Raw genomic sequence first — 18,437 nt, 5'->3', positions numbered from 1 at the left:
CACCCCTGCCCGCGGCCCCGCGCCGCGGGCAGGGTCACGGCGCCCACGGCACCACCACACCCGCACGCACCAGCTCCCCGTAGTGCGCCGGGTCGACCGGCCCCAGCGCCATGTCCAGCAACGGCCCCGCCGCCTCCTCGGGGCTCGGCGCCGTGCTGACGTCCCACCACAACGCCGACGTCGGCGTGTTGATCATTCCCGGGCACACCGCCGCGACCAGGATGCCGCGGGAGGCGTCCTCGGCGCGGCGGGCCGCCGCGAGGGTCCGGACGGCCGCCACCTGCGCGATCTTCGACGGGATGTTCACGAAACCCGGCCACGCGCCCGCGCGGGCACGTCCGTCCAGCACGGCGTCGCGCCACGCGGTCACCTGTTTGTCCACGTCGTCCAGTGCGGTGAGGCCGTCGAACCTGCTGTGCAGCACGGGGGCGAGGTGGAACAGCGTGCCCAGCGAGCTGGCCACGACGATCAGCCTGCCGCCGTCGCGCACCAGGGGACCGAACGCGCGCAGCAGCCTCGTGGTGCCGAAGTTGTTCACCTCGGTGTAGGGCTCGATGATCTCGCGCGGGTCGTCGCCGGGGCCGATGCGCATCACCGCGTTGCCGAACACGACGTCCACGCCGCCGTGCCGGTCGCGCATCAGCTCGGCGAAGCGGGCCGCCGCGTCCGGGTCGGCCACGTCGAGGAGCTCGCCGCGGACCTGCGCCCCGCCGCCGCGCACGGCGTCGGCGGCCGACCGCACGCGGGTGCGGTCGCGGCCGGTCAGGTACACGACGTCCGCCGGGGCCATGCGGCGGGCGAGGCCCTCGGCCAGCGCCCGGCCCAGGCCCTGCGTGGCACCCGTGACCAGTGCGATTCTCGGTGTCATGCCTCAACGCTAGGAGCGCGGCGGCCATGCGGCCAACGAGAGTTCCGCACGTCTGGTATTCCTGTATGTCATGGCCTTCGGGGACGCGTCGCTGACCGCGCTGCGGGTGTTCCGCGAGGTGGCCGAGCGGGGCACGCTCACCGCGGCGGCCGCCGCGCTCGGCTACACGCAGTCCGCCGTGTCCCGCCAGATCGCGGCGCTGGAACGTGCCGCGGGCACCCGGCTGCTGGAACGGCGCCACGACGGGGTGCGGCTCACGCCCGCCGGGCACGTCGTGGTGCGCCGCGCCGCCACCGTCGTCGACCAGATCGACGCCACCGCGCGGGAGCTCGCCGGCATGCCCGACGAGCGCGGCACGGTCCGGCTCGGGTGGTTCGCCAGCGCGGGCGCCGGGCTGGTGCCCACGGCACTGGCCGCGTTGCGCCGCACCCACCCGGCCATCACCGTGACCACCCGCGAGGGCAGCACGCCCGCGCTCGTGCGGGCCCTCCGGGCGGGCACGCTGGACCTGGCGGTGCTGGCGTCCGCGCCGCCGTTCCGCGCGCCCGACGCCGAGTCCCCGCCGCTGCACGTGCGGACGCTGACCGAGCGGAGCCTGCGCGTCGCCGTGCCCGCCACGCACCCCCTCGCCCGCGGGGACGCCGTCGACGTCGCTGCACTGCACGGGCAGCGGTGGATCGCGGGCACGGGCGACAACCTGGTGATGGGGGTGTGGCCCGGTCTCGACGAGCGGCCCGAGATCGCGCACACCGCGCGGGACTGGCTGGCCAAGCTCCAGCTCGTCGCCGCGGGGCTGGGCATCACCACGGTGCCCGCCTCGCTCACGCCCGTCGTCCCGGACGGGGTGCGGGTCCTGCCGGTCCACGGCGGCCCCGCCGAGCAGCGGCGTCTGCTGCTCGCTCGCCTGCCCGGTCCGCTGACCGAGCCCGCGGCCCGCCTGGCCGAGGCCCTCCGCGCCGCCGCGGCCGGGCCCTGACTGACGCCGTCAGGACAGGCCCGCGAGCGCGGCGATGCCGTCCGAGGTGACGGTCACCCGGCGCTCCAGCGGGCCGAGCCGCGGTTCGACCGCGATCAGGTGTTTCGCCTCCAGCCGCTCCAGCACGCAGCCGAGCGGCATGACCCCCGCCGCCCCGCGCCACCGGTAGCCCGCGGGACCACCCCACGCGCCGGTGTGGAACTCCACGTGCCCCGACGCGACCTGTGCCAGCGCTCTGAGCGCCTCGTCGTCCATCTCGCAACCTCCGAACGTGCGAGCCAAGCCTGCCCCGCACCGCCCGGTGAAACATCAAGCAACGTACGTATATCGCAACCCCGGATGTCATAATCTCGTGACCGAAACGTGCACACCCGCAACCATCCCGACCTCCTGGACGTGATCTAAGACGTGAGGACTCGATCGGGACGGCTCAGTGCCCTGGCGGTCGGTCTCGTCGTGGGCGCGGGTGTCGCGTTCGCCTACGTCGGGACCGGTGACCTGCGTGCGGCGGGGCTGCCGGAACCGGGCCGCGCGGCGGCCACCACCGGCGGCACGCCCGCGGCGCCGACCACCACGACCACCACGAAGCCGCCGCCACCCCCGCCCGTCCTGCCCTTCAACGCCAAGCTGACGTCGGACGACATCCCCGTCGCCGGTGGCGGGGTGCGCAGCGGCGCGTGCAGCGGCGCGCTGATCGCACCCGAGTGGGTCGCCACCGCCGGGCACTGCTTCCACGACGTCAACGACCGGCGGATCAGCGGACCGCCGCCGTACACGGTGACCGTGACGATCGGCAAGCTGAAGGACAGCGACCCCGGCGGGCACGTCGCGCGGGTCGTCGACGTCCGGCAGTCCCCGCTCCACGACTTCGCCGTCGTCCGCCTGTCCGCCGCGGTCACCGACGTCACGCCGCTGACCGTGGCCGACGCCCCGCCCGCGGTCGGCGCGCAACTGCAGTTCGCGGGCTGGGGTTCGCTGTCGCCCACCGTGCGCAAGCCCTCCGACCACCTCAAACGCGGCCGGTTCACGGTCGCCGACGTCGAGCGGCTCACGCTCGAGACGGAGTCGGTCGGCAACCGCACCGTGGAGAACACGCCCTGCCCGGAGGACTCGGGCGCCCCGTTCTTCGTCTCCGCCGACGACCGCACCGGCGTGCTCGTGGCGGTCGTGAACACCGGACCGCCCTGCCCGCAGCCCGGGCTGGAGATCGTCGCGCGGGTCGACGTGGTGGCCGACTGGATCCACCAGCAGACCGGCGGCACGTCACGGTGACCCGCGGGTGCGGACCCTCCTCATCACCGGTTCCTCGACGAACCGCCAGCTCAGCGCCGCCGCCACGATCGTCAGCGCGGCCGCGAGCGGACCGGCCGCCGCACCCAGGTCCGGGCGCAGCCACAACGTGAGCGGGTAGTTCCACAGGTAGGCCCCGTACGACACCACACCGAGCGCGGCCAGCCCCCGCGCGACGTGGTGGGTGAGGTCCGTCCACCGCGACCACGCCAGCAGCAGCACCGCCGTGAAGCAGGCGATGGCCGGGGCGGCGACCAGGTACGTCAGCGCGTGCCCCCGCAGCGGCACGACCGACAACGCGGCGAGCGCGGCCAGCACCAGCGGCACCAGCGCGGCCGGAATCCGCGACGCGTCACCACGCAGGCGGGTCGCCGCGCCGATCACGAAGCACAGGAACCACGACGTGGGCAGCACGTACGCGTTGTCGGCGTACGGCCACAGCCACGCCAGCACCGCCCCGAGCACCGCCACCGCCGTCGCCACGAGCGCCGCGCCGACCCGGCCCCGTGCCCACGCCAGCGCCAGCAGCGCGGGCCACAGGAGGTAGAACTGCTCCTCGGTGGCGAGGGTCCACGAGTGGAACGCGGCCGCGCTCACGTCGGCCACCGGCAGGTTCCCGGTGAACGTCAGCAGCACCGCGGTGGTCGCGGGCAGCCGGTCGCGGTCGCCGAGCGGGTCGAACACCAGCGTCACCACCGCGAACACCGCGGCCAGCGCCACGAGCGCGGGCAGCAGCCGCCGCGCCCTGCGCAGGTAGAACCGCCGGTAGTCGACCCTGCCGGTGGTGCTCAGCTCCTTCGCCAGCACACCGGTGATCAGGTACCCGCTGAGCGTGAAGAACATGACCACGCCGACGACCCCGGCGCCCGCGAACACGTCCGGGACCGCGTGCCGCAGCACGACGAGCAGGATCGCGAGCCCGCGCAGCACGTCGAGCCCGGCGATGCGGCCCGCGCTCACCCGAGCGCTGCCCGGATCAGCCGGTCCAGCAGCCCGGGGTAGGTGAGCCCCTCGGCGGCGAACATCTTCGGCACCTGCGACGCGGCGGTCATGCCGGGCATCGTGTTGACCTCGTTCAGCACCGGGCCGTCCGCGGTGAGGAAGAAGTCGACGCGGGCCAGGCCATGGCAGCCGAGCGCCTCGTACACGCGCAGCGCCGCATCGGTCAGCGCCTTGGCCTCGGTGTCGGTCAGCGCCGCCGGGATCAGGAACTCCGCGCTGCCGTCGTACTTCGTGGTGGTGTCGAACAGCCCGCCGCCCACGACGATCTCCAGCGGCGGCCCGGTGCGGCGGCCCGTGTCCGGGTCGTCGAGCACGGCGACGTCGATCTCCCGCCCGGTGACGACCTGCTCCACCAGCACCCGGTCGTCCAGCTCCAGCGCGGCACGCAGCGCGGGCTCGAGGTCCGCCTCCTCCGTCACCAGCCGCACGCCGAAGCTCGACCCCGCGGCGACCGGCTTGACCACGACCGGGCCGTCGAACACCACCGCGTCGGCACGGGTGACGAGCCTGCCGGGGGCGGTGCGCACGCCGACGGCCTCCGCCACCAGCTTGGTCGCCCACTTGTCCATGGCGAGCGCACCGGCGCGCAGCGGCGAGCCGACGCAGGGGAGGCCCGCGAGGTCGCACAGCGCGGCGAGCGTGCCGTCCTCGCCGCGCGGCCCGTGCACCAACGGCACGACCACGTGGCAGGTGGCCATGATCCGCAGCGCCTCGGCGAGGCTGTCCGCGCGGGACAGGCCCAGCGGGTCGCCGTCGGGCCCGAGCCAGCCGCCGTCGCGGCCGATCGTCAGCGCCACCGGCTCGTACCGCTCCTGGTCGAGCGCGTCCCGCACCGACGCCGCCGACGCGAGGGACACGTCGTGCTCGCAGTTCTGCCCGCCGCCGATCACGGCGACCCTCGTGCGGTCCCTCATCGGACACTCCGTTCCACCCGGTGACCGATGCCGGTCACGATCTCGTGCGGGATGGTCCCCGCCCACCTCGCCCAGTCGCCGACGGTCGGCTCGCCGTCGTCACCGGGCCCGAACACGACGGCCTCCTCGCCGGGCTCGACCACGTGGTCGCCGAGGTCCACCACGACCTGGTCCATGGAGATCACCCCGACCACCGGCCTGCGCAGCCCCGCCACCAGCACGTGCGCGCGGCCCGACGCGACGCGGGGGAGCCCGTCGGCGTACCCGACCGGCAGCAGCCCGAGGGTGGTCGCGCGGTCGGTCACGTGGGTGTGCCCGTACCCGACACCCACCCCGGCGCCGACCCGCCGCACCTGCACGACCGGCGCCGTCAGCCGCAGCGCGGCGCACAGCCGGGTGGTGCCGGACGGGTCGATGCCCACGAGCCCGGCGCCGACGCGCACCATGTCCAGGTGCGTGTCCGGGTCGGTGAGCGTGGCCGCCGTGGCCGCCAGGTGCCGCACCGACGGGCGCAGCCCGGCCTGCTCGGCCAGCTCGATGCCGTTCAGCAGCGCGAGCCTGCCCCGTTTGTTCGCCGGGTGACCGGGTTCGGCGGCCATCGCCAGGTGCCCCATGACGCCGACGACCTCGACGTGCCCGGCGGCCTCCGCCCGCCGGGCCGCGGTCATCAGCGCGCGCCACTCGTCCTCGGCGGCGCCGTCGCGGGCCATGCCGGTGTCGAGCTGCAGGTGCACCCGCGCGCCCGCCTCGGCCGCGGCGATCGCCGCCAGGTGCCGCACGCTCGGCACGGCCAGGTCGACGCGGTGGCGCACCGCGGTCGCCACGTCGACGTCCACCGGGTTCAGCCAGCTCAGCACCGGTTCGTCCACACCGGACGCGCGGACCGCGACGCCTTCCGCGACGGACGTGACCCCGAGCCACGTCGCGCCGTTCGTCACGGCGGTCCGCGCCACGTCGGCGAGCCCGTGCCCGAACCCGTCGGCCTTCACCACGGCCATCACCGCCGCGCCGGTGGTCCGCACGAACCGGCGCGTGTTGGCGGCGACCGCCGACAGGTCGATCTCCAGGGCGGGCGTGCGGAGGCGGGTGGCCAGCGCGGTCATGCCGGCACGCCCGTCCGGACCGGCCCGTAGAGCGCGTGGTCGGCGCCCGACAGCAGCGCCCAGTACCGGTCGCCGTAGGACCAGTGCCACCACTCGGTGGGGTAGTTGACCAGGCCCGCGCCGGTGAGGGCGTGCGCGAGGACCGCACGGTTGCGCCGCGCGGTCCGGTCCACGTCGGCGTCGAACCAGCACGCGCCGCCGCTCTGCTCCGGGGTCGCGTCGACCGCCGTCCCCATCCACAGCTCCGCACCGGCGTCGTCCACCAGCGTGAGGTCGACGGCCGCGCCCGCGACGTGCGGCGCCACCGCGACGGGCGCGACGAAGCGGCTGTACAGGCGGGTCAGCTCGACCTCGTCCGCGTCCGGGTGCAGCACCCGCAGCTCGCGCGAGTACTCGTCGATGATGGCGCGCTGGTCGGCGACGCTGCGGTGGCCCTCGATGACGCGCAGGTCCACACCGGACGGCAGGACCGACCGCGCCCGGACCAGCCGCTCGGCGAGCCCCGACCGCACCAGCACGCCGGGCGCGAACGGCAACGGCACGAGTGGGTCCCCGTTGTCCCGCACCCGGATGGCGTGGACGAGGGGATCGGACAGCAAGATCGTCGTCATGGCGACCGATGCTAGGAACGCCGCAGGTCACGGCGGGTCGGCCGGAAGGACCGGCCGCCCGGCCGATCGGCCGATCTCGGCGGCGGCGAATCGGCCGATCGGCTGAGAACCGGATTTCGGTTGCGCCGCGACCTCGGCACGAGCCATCGTGCGGACGTGGATCAGCTGCGTGGTTTCGTGTCCGACGGCAGGCTGGTGCGGCTGCCCGCCCGCCGCGCGCGGCGCCGGGTCGTGCTGGCGCACCTCGTGCTCTCGTTCGAGCCGGGCCGCCGCTTCCCGGAGAGGGAGGTCGACGTCGTGCTGCGCGCCTGGTGCGCGGGCGGGGAGACCGACCACGTCGCGGTCCGCCGCCACCTGGTCGACGAGGGTTTCCTCACCCGGGAGGACGGTGTCTACTGGCGCTCGGGCGGCTGGGTGGACGTGCTGGGCTGACCGGGGCGCACAATGGGAGACGATGCGACTCGACGAGGAACAGGCCCGGTCACTGTTCGGCGCGGCACGCGTCGCGCGGCTGGCGACCGCCGACGAACAGGGGCGGCCGCACCTCGTGCCGGTCGTGTTCGCGGTGCGGGGCGCGGTGGTCGTGCTCGCCGTCGACCGGAAACCCAAGCAGAGCAACGACCTCCGGCGGCTGCGCAACATCCGCGCCAACCCCAGGGTGAGCCTGCTCGCCGACCACTACGACGAGAACTGGTCGCGGCTGTGGTGGGTCCGCGCCGACGGGGTGGCCGGGATCCGCACCGGCGCCGACGCCGCCGAACCGATCGACTGGCTCAGCGCCAAGTACCGCCAGTACCTCGCGCACCCGCCACCAGGCCCGGTGATCTGGATCGACGTCGCCACCTGGCGCGGCTGGGCCCACGGGTAGCGCCATGGCATACCGGCTGACCGAGGTCGATCCCGAGCCCGCCGCCGTGCGCAGGATGACGTTCGTGCCGTTCCTGCCCGACGGGCGGTGCGTGGCCCTGCCCGGCCCCGCGCTGCCGGCCGGTGACGTGCGGCCCGGCGAGCACTGGCTGCTCGACACGACCGTGCGGATTCCCATGGACCAGCTGGGTTTCCGGTTCCAGCGCGTGCACCCGTTCGCCGTCGACGGCGACCACGTGTACGTGTGGCTCGACGGCGACCTCCGCGCCGAGCGGCCGCACGTGACCGCCACCGCGGAGGAACTCGCCGAGCGGCTGCCGGTGGTGCGCGACGCCGCGCGCTCGTTCCGCACCCAGTCCGACGCCGGCTACTACGCGGACAACGTCCGGGTGCTGGAACCGGCCTACCTGCGCGGCACGACACCGCAGGCGGGCTCGGGCTTCGGCGGCGACGCGGCCCGCTGGCGCGCCCGCCGCGGCATGATCGTCGACGGCGTGCACCGGTCCGGGACGTTCCTCGACGTGGGCTGTGCCAACGGTTTGCTGATGGAGTCGGTCCGCGAGTGGGCGGCGGAACGCGGCCTGGTGATCGAGCCGTACGGCATCGACCTCGCGCCTCGCCTGGTCGACCTGGCCCGGCAACGCCTGCCGAGGTGGGCGGACCGCATCGAGGTCGGCAACGCCATCGACTGGGAGCCGGCCGACGGCCGCCGCTTCACGTTCGTGCACGTGCTCCTGGACGCGGTGCCGCGCCACCGCCGCCCGGACCTCGTGCGGCACGCGCTGACCCTCGTCGAACCGGGCGGCCGCCTGCTCGTCAGCCACTACGCGGGCGGCACCGGCGACCGCCGAGCCGAGGAACACCTGCGCGACATGGGTTTCCCGGTCGCGGGCGCGGCGGAGTCGGAACGCGCGAGCACGGCATGGCTGGAGCGGTGACGAGCCGCGCCCGGACCGTCGGCGGGGTGGCCGTCAGAGGAGTTTCGCCCAGTCCTTGAACACGGCCGCCAAGACCTTGACCGAGACGTTGTCCTTGGCGTCCGGGGCGTCGAGCAGCTCAAGACAATGATCGACGAGCCGCTTCTTGGCTGCGATGTCGGCCTGCGCGGCCTCGACATCGACCGGCTCGTACGCAACGCCGTCGACGACCACGGTCGGGTGGCTCTTCTTGCCGCGGGCACTGCCCGGCCGCACGGGTGACGGTTTCATCTTGCCCAGGGCCTTGTGGCGGGCGTCGAGCTGTTTCTTGAACTGCTGCACCGGGCCTTTGTTCATCGTGATCCCCTTCGTGGTCGACGACGTCGAGCGTGCTCGGGAGGACGTGCTCGTGCATCGCGATCCGACGGCCGCGCGTAACAGGAATCCGGTGGTGTCACCTGATCCGCGTTCTCTACGCTCGCGCGCGTGGACCTGCGGGGCGTGCGGTGGCGGACGCTCGTCAGCCATGTGCGGCTCGGCGGCGACGAGTACCGGGTGGTCCGGCCCGCGCGCCCGCTGCCGCACGCGCCCCTCTACGACACGGGAATCGGCGGGCACCTCTCCCTCGACCGGGCCGCCACCGTCGACCTCGCCTGTGCGTGGTGGCTCGCCGCGCGGTCGCGGCGCAGCATCGTGTACCTGCCGCTGCGCGAGTCGCCCGCCACCTGTGACGAGGAGGTGGGCGGCGAGCGCATCGACCTCGTGCTGCTGCACCACAGCCTCGGGTTCCCCGTGTCGCGGTGGAAGCGGGTGCGTGCCCGCCTCGCGCACGCGGTGCCGCACACCGTGCGCCTGCCCGCCGCGCCGTTCCCCGACATCACGGTCGACGACCGGATCAGCCGCTCGCACAACGACTTCCGCGACCACCTCCGCTGGGACATGGCCGCCCGCACGCTCTTCCTCGTCGGCAGCAGGCGGGCGTTCGACCTCGAGTCGCGGCAGCTGCGCACCCTGATCGAGCACCCGGACACGCACCGCGAGGCCGACATGTACGTCGGCCGGGCGTTCGACGACACGCGCAGGCCGATCACGCAGCTGCACCTCGAGAGCTGCCGCGAACACCGGTGACGGGACCGCGCGGCCCCGTCACCGGCGCGGCTCAGTCCGTCACCGTGCCCGTGACCTCCACGTCCGGCGCGGTCGGCGGCCAGCTCGTCAGGTACAGCCGGACGTGCTCGTCCGGTTCCGCCTCGGCGTCGGCGACCGTCGGGATCGTCAGCGCACCGGTCAGCTCACCCGGCACGATGACCAGCGCCAGCTGCACGGACGTGGTCGACAGCGGCCGCGACGGCAGCGGGTCCGGGTCGAAGAAGCTGTTCTCCCGGAACCAGTCCGCGGCCACGTCCGTGCTGGACAGCTCCGGCCCGGCCGACGGTGGGATCGGCCAGCCGTAGCGGACGAGCGGCGAATCGGCGACCGCGGACGACGTCGCCGTCCACGTCAGCGCGCCGCCCTCCCGCACCGGGCCCGCGACCGGGCTGATCGTCACCGTCGGCTCCGGGTCGTCGTCGAGCACGACGAGCCCGCCCGCGTAGCCGCCGGACACCACGCCGCGGATCGCCTTGGCCAGCACCACCTGGTTGGCCCCGGTGCTCCACCGCGTGTTCCCGGTGACCTCGAACGGCAACCGGATCTCGGTCTGTCCTGGTCGGACGGTCACCAGCCGGGACGTCACCGCGCCGTGCTCGTCGCCGGTGAACAGGCGCAGCGTGCCCGGGCGGTCGCCGGACACCGAGACCGTGACCTCGTAGGACCGCGTGCCCGCGTCGCCCTCCTCGACGGTCAGCGCCCCCACGTCGACCCTCGGCAGCGCCACCGGACGCGGCGCGGGCAGCCCCGGCCGCCACCCGTACGCGTCGACGAGCCACGCCTGACCGCCGCCGACGAGTTCGAGCGACGCCACCCTGGTGAGGTCGATCCCGTGCCGCGGCAACGGAACCCGCACCTCCTGCGCCCACAACGCCGACATCCGCTCACTCGCGGGCAGCCCGTCGACCGACACCGAACCCAGCACGGCCTCGCGGCCCCGGGTGTCCGTGATCGCGACGTCGAACCGGTTGCCGGTCGTGTTCGGCGGGACGATCACCCGCAGCGCCAGGGCACGCGACCCGGCCAATGACACCGGTGCGCCGGGCCGCACCACGCCGCCGCCGTCGAGCGCGACCGAGAACCGGTCCGGGTCGTCGAAGACCCCGGAGAGCGTCACGAAGTGCGGCTGCCACCACGAGTTCCCGGCCAGGCACGCGTTCGCCACGTCCTCGGTGACCTGCCTGCACATCCGGGCGCCGCCGCTCGCGGTCGTGGCCGCGTCCGGAACGACGAACGGGGTGCGCCCGCCACCCACGGCGTGGCTCAGCACCCGCGCCGGGCCCGCGGACGGGGCACGCGTCCCGGAGCCGTCGACGAGCGGCAGCACCCGCCGGTCACCGGCCACGAAGAGCCGCGCCGCGGCCGCGATGTAGGTCGCGCCCACGTCCTGCTGCTGCGCCGCGGTGAGGCGGACCGGCGTGCCCGGCGAGCACACCGGGTCGCCGGTGGGCCAGAAGTCGTCGGACGACGGGGCTTCCGACTGGCCCGGTGTCCACTCGGTGTTGAAGAAGTTGTGGTTCGCGCCGACGACGTACAGCGCGCTGTGCAGCGCGGCGCCCCGGCTGACCCCGCGCGTCGCGTCGACGTACATCTGGCCCTGCAGGTCGGCGACGTCGCCGTCGCAGCCGGGCAGGATCGTCACCGACGGCACGTCCGGCGCCGGGTTGTGGCCGAAGATCGTCGGCCCGATCAGGAGGGTGCCGCGGATCGTCCAGCGCACCGGGCCGTCGTAGCCGGTGCCGGGCGGAGGCGCGCTGATGCTGTCGGTCGCGGCCCGGTTCACGCCTTCGCCGCCGCGCGAGTGCCCGACCAGCAACACCTTCGACAGGTCGGCCCTCGGCACGGCCTTGACGATGTCCGGCGCCGAACCGCGGCCCCTTCCCGCCCAGTCCGCCCAGCGCGCCAGGTGCTGCCGCACCAGCGACGAGCGGCCCTGCGCGCCCGCGTCCAGGAGCCCCGCGTCCTGTCCGTTGATCCCGTTCGCCGAGATCGACACGGTCACGTACCCCTGCGACGCGAGCAGCCGCTGCGCCTGCAGGTAGCCGCGGTGGCTGGGCACCGCGGCCATGCCGTCCCGGCAGGGCCACTCGAGGGTCACGTTGTTCTCGTCGGCGGGGTCCCAGCAGGTCTGGTGCCTGCCGTGCAGGAAGAGGGCGAGCGGGCGCGGGCCGGGCGCACCGACGGGGGCGACCACCACGCCCGCCATCTCGACGGCCGCGGGGTAGCCGGGCAGCCGCACCGGGTCGATCGCGTACTCGCCGGCCGTCGTCCGGTACGGGCCGGGGGTGCCGGGGTCGACAGCCCCGGCCGGCCGCGGCGCGGGCGGCGGTGCGGGGCGCGACCGCGGCGGTGTCGTCGGTTCCGCCGCGTCGAGACGTCGCCCGCCGGCGCGGACCGCCAGTGCCCTCGGGTCGGCGACCTCCGCGCCGGTCAGCGTGAACGTGCGGTGGTCGGCCGACGGCACCGGTCTGCCGAGCAGCCGGTCACCGGACCAGAACTCGACGGCGGCGTCGCCGACCGGCACCCGATCGGGGGCCCGCCACACCAGGCGGGCACCGTCGACGGCCCAGCCGGCGGGTGGTGGTGCGGATGGTGGTGGCGCCGCGTGTGCCGGCGTGGCCAGACCGGCCACGAGCAGCACGGGCAGCACGAATACGCGCAAGCGCATGTGATTCCTCCCCAGTTGGCTCCCCACCGTTCTACCGGTGGGGGGAGGGTTCCGCCAAAGGAGGACGGGTCTTCCCGGGCTGCTGGTGGTTTGCCTCGGGTTTCGCGGCGGGACGGTGACGGAACCCCCGGGGAAGGTCAGCCGAGGTCGGCGAGCTTGCGGGCCAGCACGGCGCGTTCCCGTTCGTTGGCGCACAACCGGATCGCGGCCTCGAACTCGGTGCGTGCCTCGGCCGCGCGGGCCATGCGCGCGAGCAGTTCCCCGCGCACGGTCGGCAGCAGGTGCGAGCCCGCGAGCGCGCCGTCCGCCACCAGCCCGTCGACGACCGTCAACCCCGCGGCGGGCCCGTCGGCCATGGACACCGCCACCGCGCGGTTGAGGTCGACCACCGGCGACGGCGCGAGCCTGCCGAGCGCCTCGTAGAGGAGCACGATCCGCGCCCAGTTCGTCTCGGGGACCGACGGCGCGACGGCGTGGCACTCGGCGATCGCCGCCTGCAGGCCGTACGCGCCGAGGCCGCGGCCGACCTTCTCCGCGCGGGTCAGCGCGGCCCGGCCGCGGCGGATGGCCGCCCGGTCCCAGCGACCGCGGTCCTGGTGTTCCAGCAGCACCGGCTCACCGTCGGGGCCGGTGCGGGCGGGGAAGCGGGCGGCGGTCAGCTCCAGCAGCGCGAGCAGGCCGTGCACCTCCGGCTCGTCGGGCACCAGCCGGGCGAGCACGCGGGCGAGGCGCTGGGCCTCGCCCGCGAGGTCGAACCGGATCAGGTCGTCACCGTGGCTGGCCGTCGAGCCCTCGGTGAAGATCACGTAGATGGCGCTGAGCACGGAGCCGAGCCGGTCGGCCCGTTCCCTGCCCGTCGGCAGCTCGAACGGCACCCGGGCCGCGCCGAGCGTCTTCTTCGCGCGGGTGATGCGGGCCTGCACGGTGGCGGTCGGGACGAGGAAGGCCCTGGCGATCTCGTCGCTCGTCAGACCGCCGACCACGCGCAGCGTCAACGCCACCCGCGCCTCCCGCGACAGCACGGGGTGGCAGGAGATGAACATCAACGCGAGCACGTCGTCGTCGATCCGGTCGGGGTCCCACAGCTCGGCGTCGTCGCTGCCCTGCGGGCTGCCCGCGTGGACGCCGCCCTCGCCCAGCTCACGGGCGAAGGCGGCGTACCGGTCGTCGAGCGCGGAGCGGCGGCGGAACGCGTCGATCGCCCGCCGCCTGCCCACGGTCAGCAGCCAGCCCGCCGGGTTGCGGGGCACCCCTTCCCGCGGCCAGGTCACGAGCGCCTCGGCGAGCGCCTCCTGCGCGAGGTCCTCGGCCAGCGCGAAGTCGCCGGTGTAGCGCGCGAGCGCACCGACGATCCGCGCGGACTCGATCCGCCAGACAGCGGCGACGGCCTTCCGGCCGGTGGGGTCGGCCATGTCAGAGCTGACCGGTGGCCTCGCGCCACTCCCGCTCCCTGCGGATCCACTCGTTGTCCTGCGGGAACTCGTCGATCTCGGTCACCCGGCGGATCTCGGCCTTGAACCCCGCCCCGGTGATCGGCGACCGCTTCGCCCACTCGACGGCCTCCTCCTTCGAGGCCACGTTCAGGATGAGGAACCCGCCGAACAGCTCCTTCGTCTCCCCGTACGGCCCGTCGGTCACCACCGGCGGCTCGGACGAGTAGTCGACGACCACGCCCTCCTCGGCACTGTCCAGCCCCTCGGCGGCGACCAGCACGCCCGCGCGGATCATCTCCTGGTTGTACCTGCCGACCATCTCGATCATCTTGTCGAAGTCGACGTTCCCCATGCTCGCGTAGGCCTCGTCGGTCGCGCGCCAGATCAGCATGTACTTCACGGTGTTGTCTCCCTGGTGTGCGGGTCCCGCTCGGACCCTCTCACCCCTGGGTCGAACGGCCGCCACCGGGGATCGACACGGGCCGGGAAGAATTTCGAAAGATCGCCGACGCTGTGCGCGGCAGGCCCGCCACCTGGGCTCCAGCCGTGGGTCGCACGGCGCGTGGACAGCAGACCCGCACGGGCCGGTGCGGCGGGTGCCCGCCGGCGCCCTCGGACATCCCGGCCGCGACGCCACCGCTCCGCACACCTCGCGACGACGCTCCGCGATACCAACGCGGGAGGGTGGCCGTGCTTCGCCATGGCGAGCGCGATCATGCTCACCGCGGTGCGGGACGCCGCCGCGCGGCGATGACCGTCAGCTGCCCAGCGTCACCAGGTCCTGGATCACCGCGTTGGAGAGGGAGCGGCCGTCGCGGCGGACCTCGCGCAGGTACCACTTCTGGACGGGGGTGTGGGTCTTCGGGCCGAACTCCCACTCGCCGCGGGGGCTGTCGATCTTGCCGAGCCGTGCGATCGCCGCGTTGATCTCGGCCGGGCCCGCGGCCGGGCCCGCCGCGGCGATGGCCCGGTCGAGGACGGCGCCCGCGTCGTAGGCCGACACGGCGAGGCCGGACGGCACGACGCCCGGGTACTTGGTGTCCCACGCCGCCACGAACGCGCGGTTCGCCGGGTTGTCCAGGTTGGGCGCGTAGTGGAACGCCGACCGCACGCCGATGGCCGCGTCGCCGATCGCGGGGAGGGCCTTCGTGCCCTCGGTCGCACCGCTGCCGTACAGCGGCAGCCGGGCCGCGGCGGACGTCGGGTACTGCTTGAGGAAGTCGACGCCCTGCTTCGCGACGTACCACCCGTACACCGCCTTGGCGCCCGTCGCGGTGATCGCGTCGAGGTACGGCCGGTAGTCCTTCGTGGCCATCGGGGTCAGCGTCGGCTCGCCGCCCGGGTTGGCGAGCTCCCCACCGGCCTCGCGGAAGGCGCGCAGGAAGCCCCGCATGCCCTCGTACGCGCCGACGAAGTCCTGGCCCATCACGTAGACCGGGCCGTCGATCTCCTCCGCCATGTACCGGCCGAGCGACGCGCCGAAGTCCTCGGTGAGGAAGCTCGTGTGCCACACCCAGGTGGTGTCCTCGATCTTCGGGCGGCCGTTCGCGCCCACGAACGGGATCCGCGCGCGCGTCGCGACCTGCGCCACCCCGCCGGACGCGCCGCTGGAGATGGTGCCGGTCAGCACGTCGACCTCGTCCTGCTGCACCAGCTTCTCCGCGGCGGGCACCGAGGTGGCCGCGTCCTCGCCCTCGTCGGCGGTGAACAGCTCCACCTCGCGCCCGCCGAGCTTGTTGCCGTGTGTCTCCAGGTACAGCAGGAAGCCCTGGTGGATGTCCGAACCCGGCGCCTGCTGGGTGCCGGACAACGCGGTGAGCAGGCCGACCCGGACGGGCGGCGGACCTTCCTCGGCCGTGCACCCGCTCGCCAGCACCGCCACCGCGGCACAGGCCGCGACCACCCGCCTCATGACGTGGTCCGCTCAGGCGGCGCCATGGTGCGGCTGCGGGCGGCGGGGGTCAGCGCCGGGCCCACCTTGTTGATCAGCTCGGCCATCTCGTAGGACACCTGGCCGATGTCGCACGTGTGGTCGGCGACGACGAGCAGCGACGCGCCGTCGCTCACGGCCATCGAGAACATGAACGCGCCGTTCATCTCCGTCAGGTTGCTCGCCACGGGTTGCGCCGACAGCAGCCGCGCCGCGCCGGAGAGCAGGCTCACCAGCCCGGACGCGATCGCCGCGAGCTGTTCGCCGCCGCCGCCCGCCAGCGAGCGGGTCGCGGCGACCAGCAGGCCGTCGGCGGACACGCCGACCGCGTGCGTGACACCGGTGACCCGGTCGGCGAAGTCGTTCAGCAGCCAGTCGATGTTCGACAGTTCCCTGGTCAACTCTTCTCCACGAGATCTGGGGCCGGCCGGTCCGGTTTGCCGTTCGCAGCGCGGTGGGCGCCGATGCCCCGCGCGAAGGCTGTCATGACCCCAGAGATCTTCGCCGAGTCCCGCCGGTCCGTGCCCGCGGACGGGGTGACCGACGGCTCGCCGGACGACGTGGTGGCGATCCGGCTCGGCGCGGCCGCCTTGGCCTGGCCGTGGAACCAGTCGAAGTCCGCGCGCCGGGTGAACACCCTCGGCGGGAGGCTGACCTTCACCACGGTGCCCTGCCTGGGCGCCGAGCGGATCTCGATGTCGATGCCGTACCAGGACGCGATGCGGCCGACCACCGCGAGCCCCATCGTGCGCACCGCGCCGGGGTTCTGGTCCGGGTCGGCCAGCCGGGCCCGCGCCGCCGCCAGCGCTTCCGGGGTGAAGCCGATGCCCTTGTCCGTCACGGTGACCACCGCCCCGTCACCCGCCGGCGCCGCCACGACCGTCACCCTGGCGTTGGGCGAGGAGAACGCGGTGGCGTTGTCGATCAGCTCGGCGAACAGGTGCGCGAGGTGGTCGGTCATCTCCGCCGCGATGACCCGGTCGAGGTTCTGGTGGTCGATCTCGCTGTGCAGGTCGACCTGCTGGTACCGCGCGATCTGGGAGACCGCGGCGCCCAGCAGGTCGTGGCAGCTCATCGGCTCCTTGCGCACGCGGGCCGAGCCCTCGCCGCCTAGGATGAGCAGGCTGTTGTTGGTGCGGCGCATCCTGGTCGCCAGGTGGTCCAGCACGAACAGCGCCGCGAGCCGGTCGGGGTCCTGCTCGCCGCGCTCGGTCAGGTCGACCTGCGCGATCAACGCCGAGGTCAGCCGTTCCGCCCGGCGCGCGAGCGCGACGAACATCTCGTCCATCTGGTCGCGCATGGCGGCCTGCTGCGCCGCGAGGTGGATGGCCGAGTGGTTGAGCTCGTTGAACGCCTTGCCGACCTGGGCGATCTCGTCGGTGCCGCGGACCGCGATCGCGTCGTTCGCCGCGTCGGCGTACTCCTTGGGCGTCGCCTTGCCGAGCGCGTTGCGCCCGCGCAGCGCGAAGACCGCGGCGGGGAGGCTCTCGTAGGCCGCGGTGTGCGCCGCGGTGCGCAGCTGCCGCAGGCCGCGGATCATGGGGGCGCCGAGCCAGATCGCGACCACGACGGCCGCGGCGAGCGTGACCAGCACCGCGGCCGCCTGGATGAGCGACCGCAGCACCTGGCCGTCCCGGTAGGCCTCGACGGACGCGACCACCGCGTCGTCCACGCGCCGTTCGACGGCCGCGAGCTGGTCGAGGTGCGCGTTCATGGCCTTGTTCCACGCCGCGGCGTCCAGCGTGACCTTCTGGCCGGGCTGGGTGCGGGCGACCGCGTCGTCCATGACCTGGACCGACCTGGCGTCGTCGCCGACGCGGGCCCGGTCGTACCAGCCGCGCCATGCGGCCGGGGCGCCCTGGCCGAACGCGTACGCGGCGTCGACGACCCCGGCGCGGGCGGCCCGCACCTCGTCGTTCGCGGCGGGGGTGAGGTACGGGTCGGCGGCGGCGCGCAGCACCGCGATCTGCTGGAGTCCGATGTACTCGGTGATGCGCGAGAGCTGCGCGGCGGCCCGCAGGTCGCCGGTCAGCTCGGCAGGCGCGCCCGCGGACACCCGTTCGCGCAGCGTCGCGAGGTCGGCGGCGATGATCCGGTACCGGAAGGTGATGGCGGACAGGTTCGCGTTCCTGCCGGACAGCACCTGCTCCCGCAGTCCAGGCAGGTCGTGGAGGCCGGTGTCGATGCGCTCGAGCACGTCGGCGAAGTGGTCGGGCACGGTGTCCAGCTCGGCGCGCTGGCCGCGGTAGCCTGCGGCGTCGGCGTCGGTTTTCCGTGCCAGCGCGCGGAAGTCGGCGCGCTGCTCGTCGGTCGGCGCGCCCTGCAGCAGCGCGAGCGAGGCGAGCCGTTCGCGGTGGAGGTCGCGGGTCAGCACGCCCGCGGTGCGCGCGAGCGACACCTCGTCGGCGAGCCGTCCGCTGTCCACCGCCTGGCCGACGCTGGTGACCAGCGCCAGTGCCGCGTAGCCGATGACGGCGACCAGCGGGACCGCGACCAGCAGCGCCAGTTTCCGCGCGAGGCTCACAGGTGCTCCCCTCGGTGGCGAACGGGCGCAGGTACACGTGATCTGCAGGGGTTCAGGAGTGGGGGAATTTCTACCCTGCCAACGAAGTATCGTGCAACACTTTCGGGTGAATTGGTGATCATGTTGTGGAACACGCAGGTGAGAGCATCCACATGCGACAGCACGACGCCGTGCCGTTCAACGGT

19 protein-coding genes are annotated in these 18,437 nt (G+C 74.1%); 6 read left to right on the top strand and 13 right to left on the bottom strand.

Going from position 1 to position 18,437, the window contains the following annotated elements:
* Positions 1–34: 34 nt before the first annotated feature.
* The gene (locus ACYQ77_RS13995; protein ID WP_459711121.1) at positions 35–868 is read right to left on the bottom strand and encodes an SDR family NAD(P)-dependent oxidoreductase; all 834 of its coding nucleotides are present in this window, start codon (positions 866–868) and stop codon (positions 35–37) included.
* Between the two features lie 70 nt (positions 869–938).
* On the opposite strand from ACYQ77_RS13995, the gene ACYQ77_RS13990 reads away from it, so the two are divergent.
* Positions 939–1,844 (top strand): LysR family transcriptional regulator, encoded by a 906-nt coding sequence (locus tag ACYQ77_RS13990; protein ID WP_459711119.1) that lies wholly within the window; start codon positions 939–941, stop codon positions 1,842–1,844.
* 9 nt (positions 1,845–1,853) lie between these two features.
* Here ACYQ77_RS13990 and ACYQ77_RS13985 read toward each other — a convergent pair whose 3' ends face one another.
* On the bottom strand, positions 1,854–2,099 hold the full coding sequence (locus tag ACYQ77_RS13985; RefSeq protein WP_459711117.1) for a hypothetical protein: 246 nt from the start codon (positions 2,097–2,099) through the stop codon (positions 1,854–1,856).
* Positions 2,100–2,252: 153 nt separating this feature from the next.
* Between ACYQ77_RS13985 and ACYQ77_RS13980 the strand changes: the two genes are divergently transcribed.
* Positions 2,253–3,116: a S1 family peptidase gene (locus ACYQ77_RS13980; RefSeq protein ID WP_459711115.1), complete on the top strand. Its 864-nt coding sequence runs from the start codon at positions 2,253–2,255 to the stop codon at positions 3,114–3,116.
* Here ACYQ77_RS13980 and ACYQ77_RS13975 read toward each other — a convergent pair.
* Genes ACYQ77_RS13975 through ACYQ77_RS13960 form a run of 4 tightly spaced genes read right to left on the bottom strand, consistent with a single transcriptional unit; the run spans position 3,108 to position 6,764 of the window.
* Complete coding sequence (locus ACYQ77_RS13975; RefSeq protein ID WP_459711113.1) at positions 3,108–4,094, bottom strand: acyltransferase family protein; 987 nt, start codon at positions 4,092–4,094, stop codon at positions 3,108–3,110. The two genes, ACYQ77_RS13980 and ACYQ77_RS13975, sit on opposite strands and share 9 nt — an antisense overlap.
* Complete coding sequence (locus ACYQ77_RS13970; RefSeq protein ID WP_459711110.1) at positions 4,091–5,050, bottom strand: D-alanine--D-alanine ligase family protein; 960 nt, start codon at positions 5,048–5,050, stop codon at positions 4,091–4,093. Before ACYQ77_RS13970 ends, ACYQ77_RS13975 begins: the two co-directional genes overlap by 4 nt.
* Positions 5,047–6,153 (bottom strand): alanine racemase, encoded by a 1,107-nt coding sequence (alr, locus tag ACYQ77_RS13965; protein ID WP_459711108.1) that lies wholly within the window; start codon positions 6,151–6,153, stop codon positions 5,047–5,049. Before alr ends, ACYQ77_RS13970 begins: the two co-directional genes overlap by 4 nt.
* The gene (locus tag ACYQ77_RS13960) at positions 6,150–6,764 is read right to left on the bottom strand and encodes a M15 family metallopeptidase (RefSeq protein ID WP_459711106.1); all 615 of its coding nucleotides are present in this window, start codon (positions 6,762–6,764) and stop codon (positions 6,150–6,152) included. The genes alr and ACYQ77_RS13960 overlap by 4 nt, the downstream gene beginning before the upstream one ends.
* A 156-nt stretch (positions 6,765–6,920) precedes the next feature.
* Here ACYQ77_RS13960 and ACYQ77_RS13955 point away from each other — a divergent pair, with 156 nt between their 5' ends.
* The 3 genes from ACYQ77_RS13955 to ACYQ77_RS13945 are packed head-to-tail and all read left to right on the top strand — an operon-like array spanning position 6,921 to position 8,569.
* Positions 6,921–7,196, top strand: a complete 276-nt coding sequence (locus ACYQ77_RS13955; protein ID WP_459711104.1) for a DUF2087 domain-containing protein — start codon at positions 6,921–6,923, stop codon at positions 7,194–7,196.
* 22 nt (positions 7,197–7,218) lie between these two features.
* Complete coding sequence (locus ACYQ77_RS13950; RefSeq protein ID WP_459711102.1) at positions 7,219–7,632, top strand: TIGR03668 family PPOX class F420-dependent oxidoreductase; 414 nt, start codon at positions 7,219–7,221, stop codon at positions 7,630–7,632.
* A gap of 4 nt (positions 7,633–7,636) precedes the next feature.
* Complete coding sequence (locus tag ACYQ77_RS13945; protein ID WP_459711100.1) at positions 7,637–8,569, top strand: class I SAM-dependent methyltransferase; 933 nt, start codon at positions 7,637–7,639, stop codon at positions 8,567–8,569.
* A 33-nt stretch (positions 8,570–8,602) separates the two neighbouring features.
* Here the strand turns inward: ACYQ77_RS13945 and ACYQ77_RS13940 are convergent, their stop codons facing one another.
* Entirely contained in the window at positions 8,603–8,905 is a 303-nt protein-coding gene (locus ACYQ77_RS13940) for a hypothetical protein (protein ID WP_459711098.1), read from the bottom strand.
* Positions 8,906–9,034: 129 nt separating this feature from the next.
* Here ACYQ77_RS13940 and ACYQ77_RS13935 point away from each other — a divergent pair, with 129 nt between their 5' ends.
* Positions 9,035–9,676, top strand: coding sequence for a hypothetical protein (locus tag ACYQ77_RS13935; RefSeq protein ID WP_459711095.1), 642 nt, complete (start codon positions 9,035–9,037; stop codon positions 9,674–9,676).
* A 31-nt stretch (positions 9,677–9,707) separates the two neighbouring features.
* On the opposite strand, the gene ACYQ77_RS13930 is transcribed toward ACYQ77_RS13935, so the two are convergent.
* The 6 genes from ACYQ77_RS13930 to ACYQ77_RS13905 form a co-directional block, all read right to left on the bottom strand.
* The gene (locus ACYQ77_RS13930; RefSeq protein ID WP_459711093.1) at positions 9,708–12,365 is read right to left on the bottom strand and encodes a hypothetical protein; all 2,658 of its coding nucleotides are present in this window, start codon (positions 12,363–12,365) and stop codon (positions 9,708–9,710) included.
* Between the two features lie 137 nt (positions 12,366–12,502).
* Positions 12,503–13,777 (bottom strand): RNA polymerase sigma factor, encoded by a 1,275-nt coding sequence (locus ACYQ77_RS13925; RefSeq protein ID WP_459711091.1) that lies wholly within the window; start codon positions 13,775–13,777, stop codon positions 12,503–12,505.
* 1 nt (position 13,778) lies between these two features.
* Positions 13,779–14,198 carry a YciI family protein gene (locus ACYQ77_RS13920; protein ID WP_459711089.1) on the bottom strand — a complete coding sequence of 140 codons (420 nt, stop codon included), beginning with the start codon at positions 14,196–14,198 and terminating at the stop codon, positions 13,779–13,781.
* Positions 14,199–14,555: 357 nt separating this feature from the next.
* The gene (locus ACYQ77_RS13915; protein ID WP_459711087.1) at positions 14,556–15,710 is read right to left on the bottom strand and encodes an ABC transporter substrate-binding protein; all 1,155 of its coding nucleotides are present in this window, start codon (positions 15,708–15,710) and stop codon (positions 14,556–14,558) included.
* The gene (locus ACYQ77_RS13910) at positions 15,707–16,129 is read right to left on the bottom strand and encodes a roadblock/LC7 domain-containing protein (RefSeq protein WP_459711084.1); all 423 of its coding nucleotides are present in this window, start codon (positions 16,127–16,129) and stop codon (positions 15,707–15,709) included. Before ACYQ77_RS13910 ends, ACYQ77_RS13915 begins: the two co-directional genes overlap by 4 nt.
* A complete protein-coding gene (locus ACYQ77_RS13905; RefSeq protein WP_459711082.1) occupies positions 16,126–18,252 on the bottom strand; it encodes a sensor histidine kinase in 2,127 nt (708 codons plus the stop codon). The genes ACYQ77_RS13910 and ACYQ77_RS13905 overlap by 4 nt, the downstream gene beginning before the upstream one ends.
* Positions 18,253–18,437: the final 185 nt, after the last annotated feature.

It is taken from the genome of Actinophytocola sp. KF-1 (assembly GCF_054661535.1).
The sequence above is the reverse complement of the archived record's forward strand: the minus strand, read 5'-3'. Positions and strand labels throughout refer to the sequence as shown.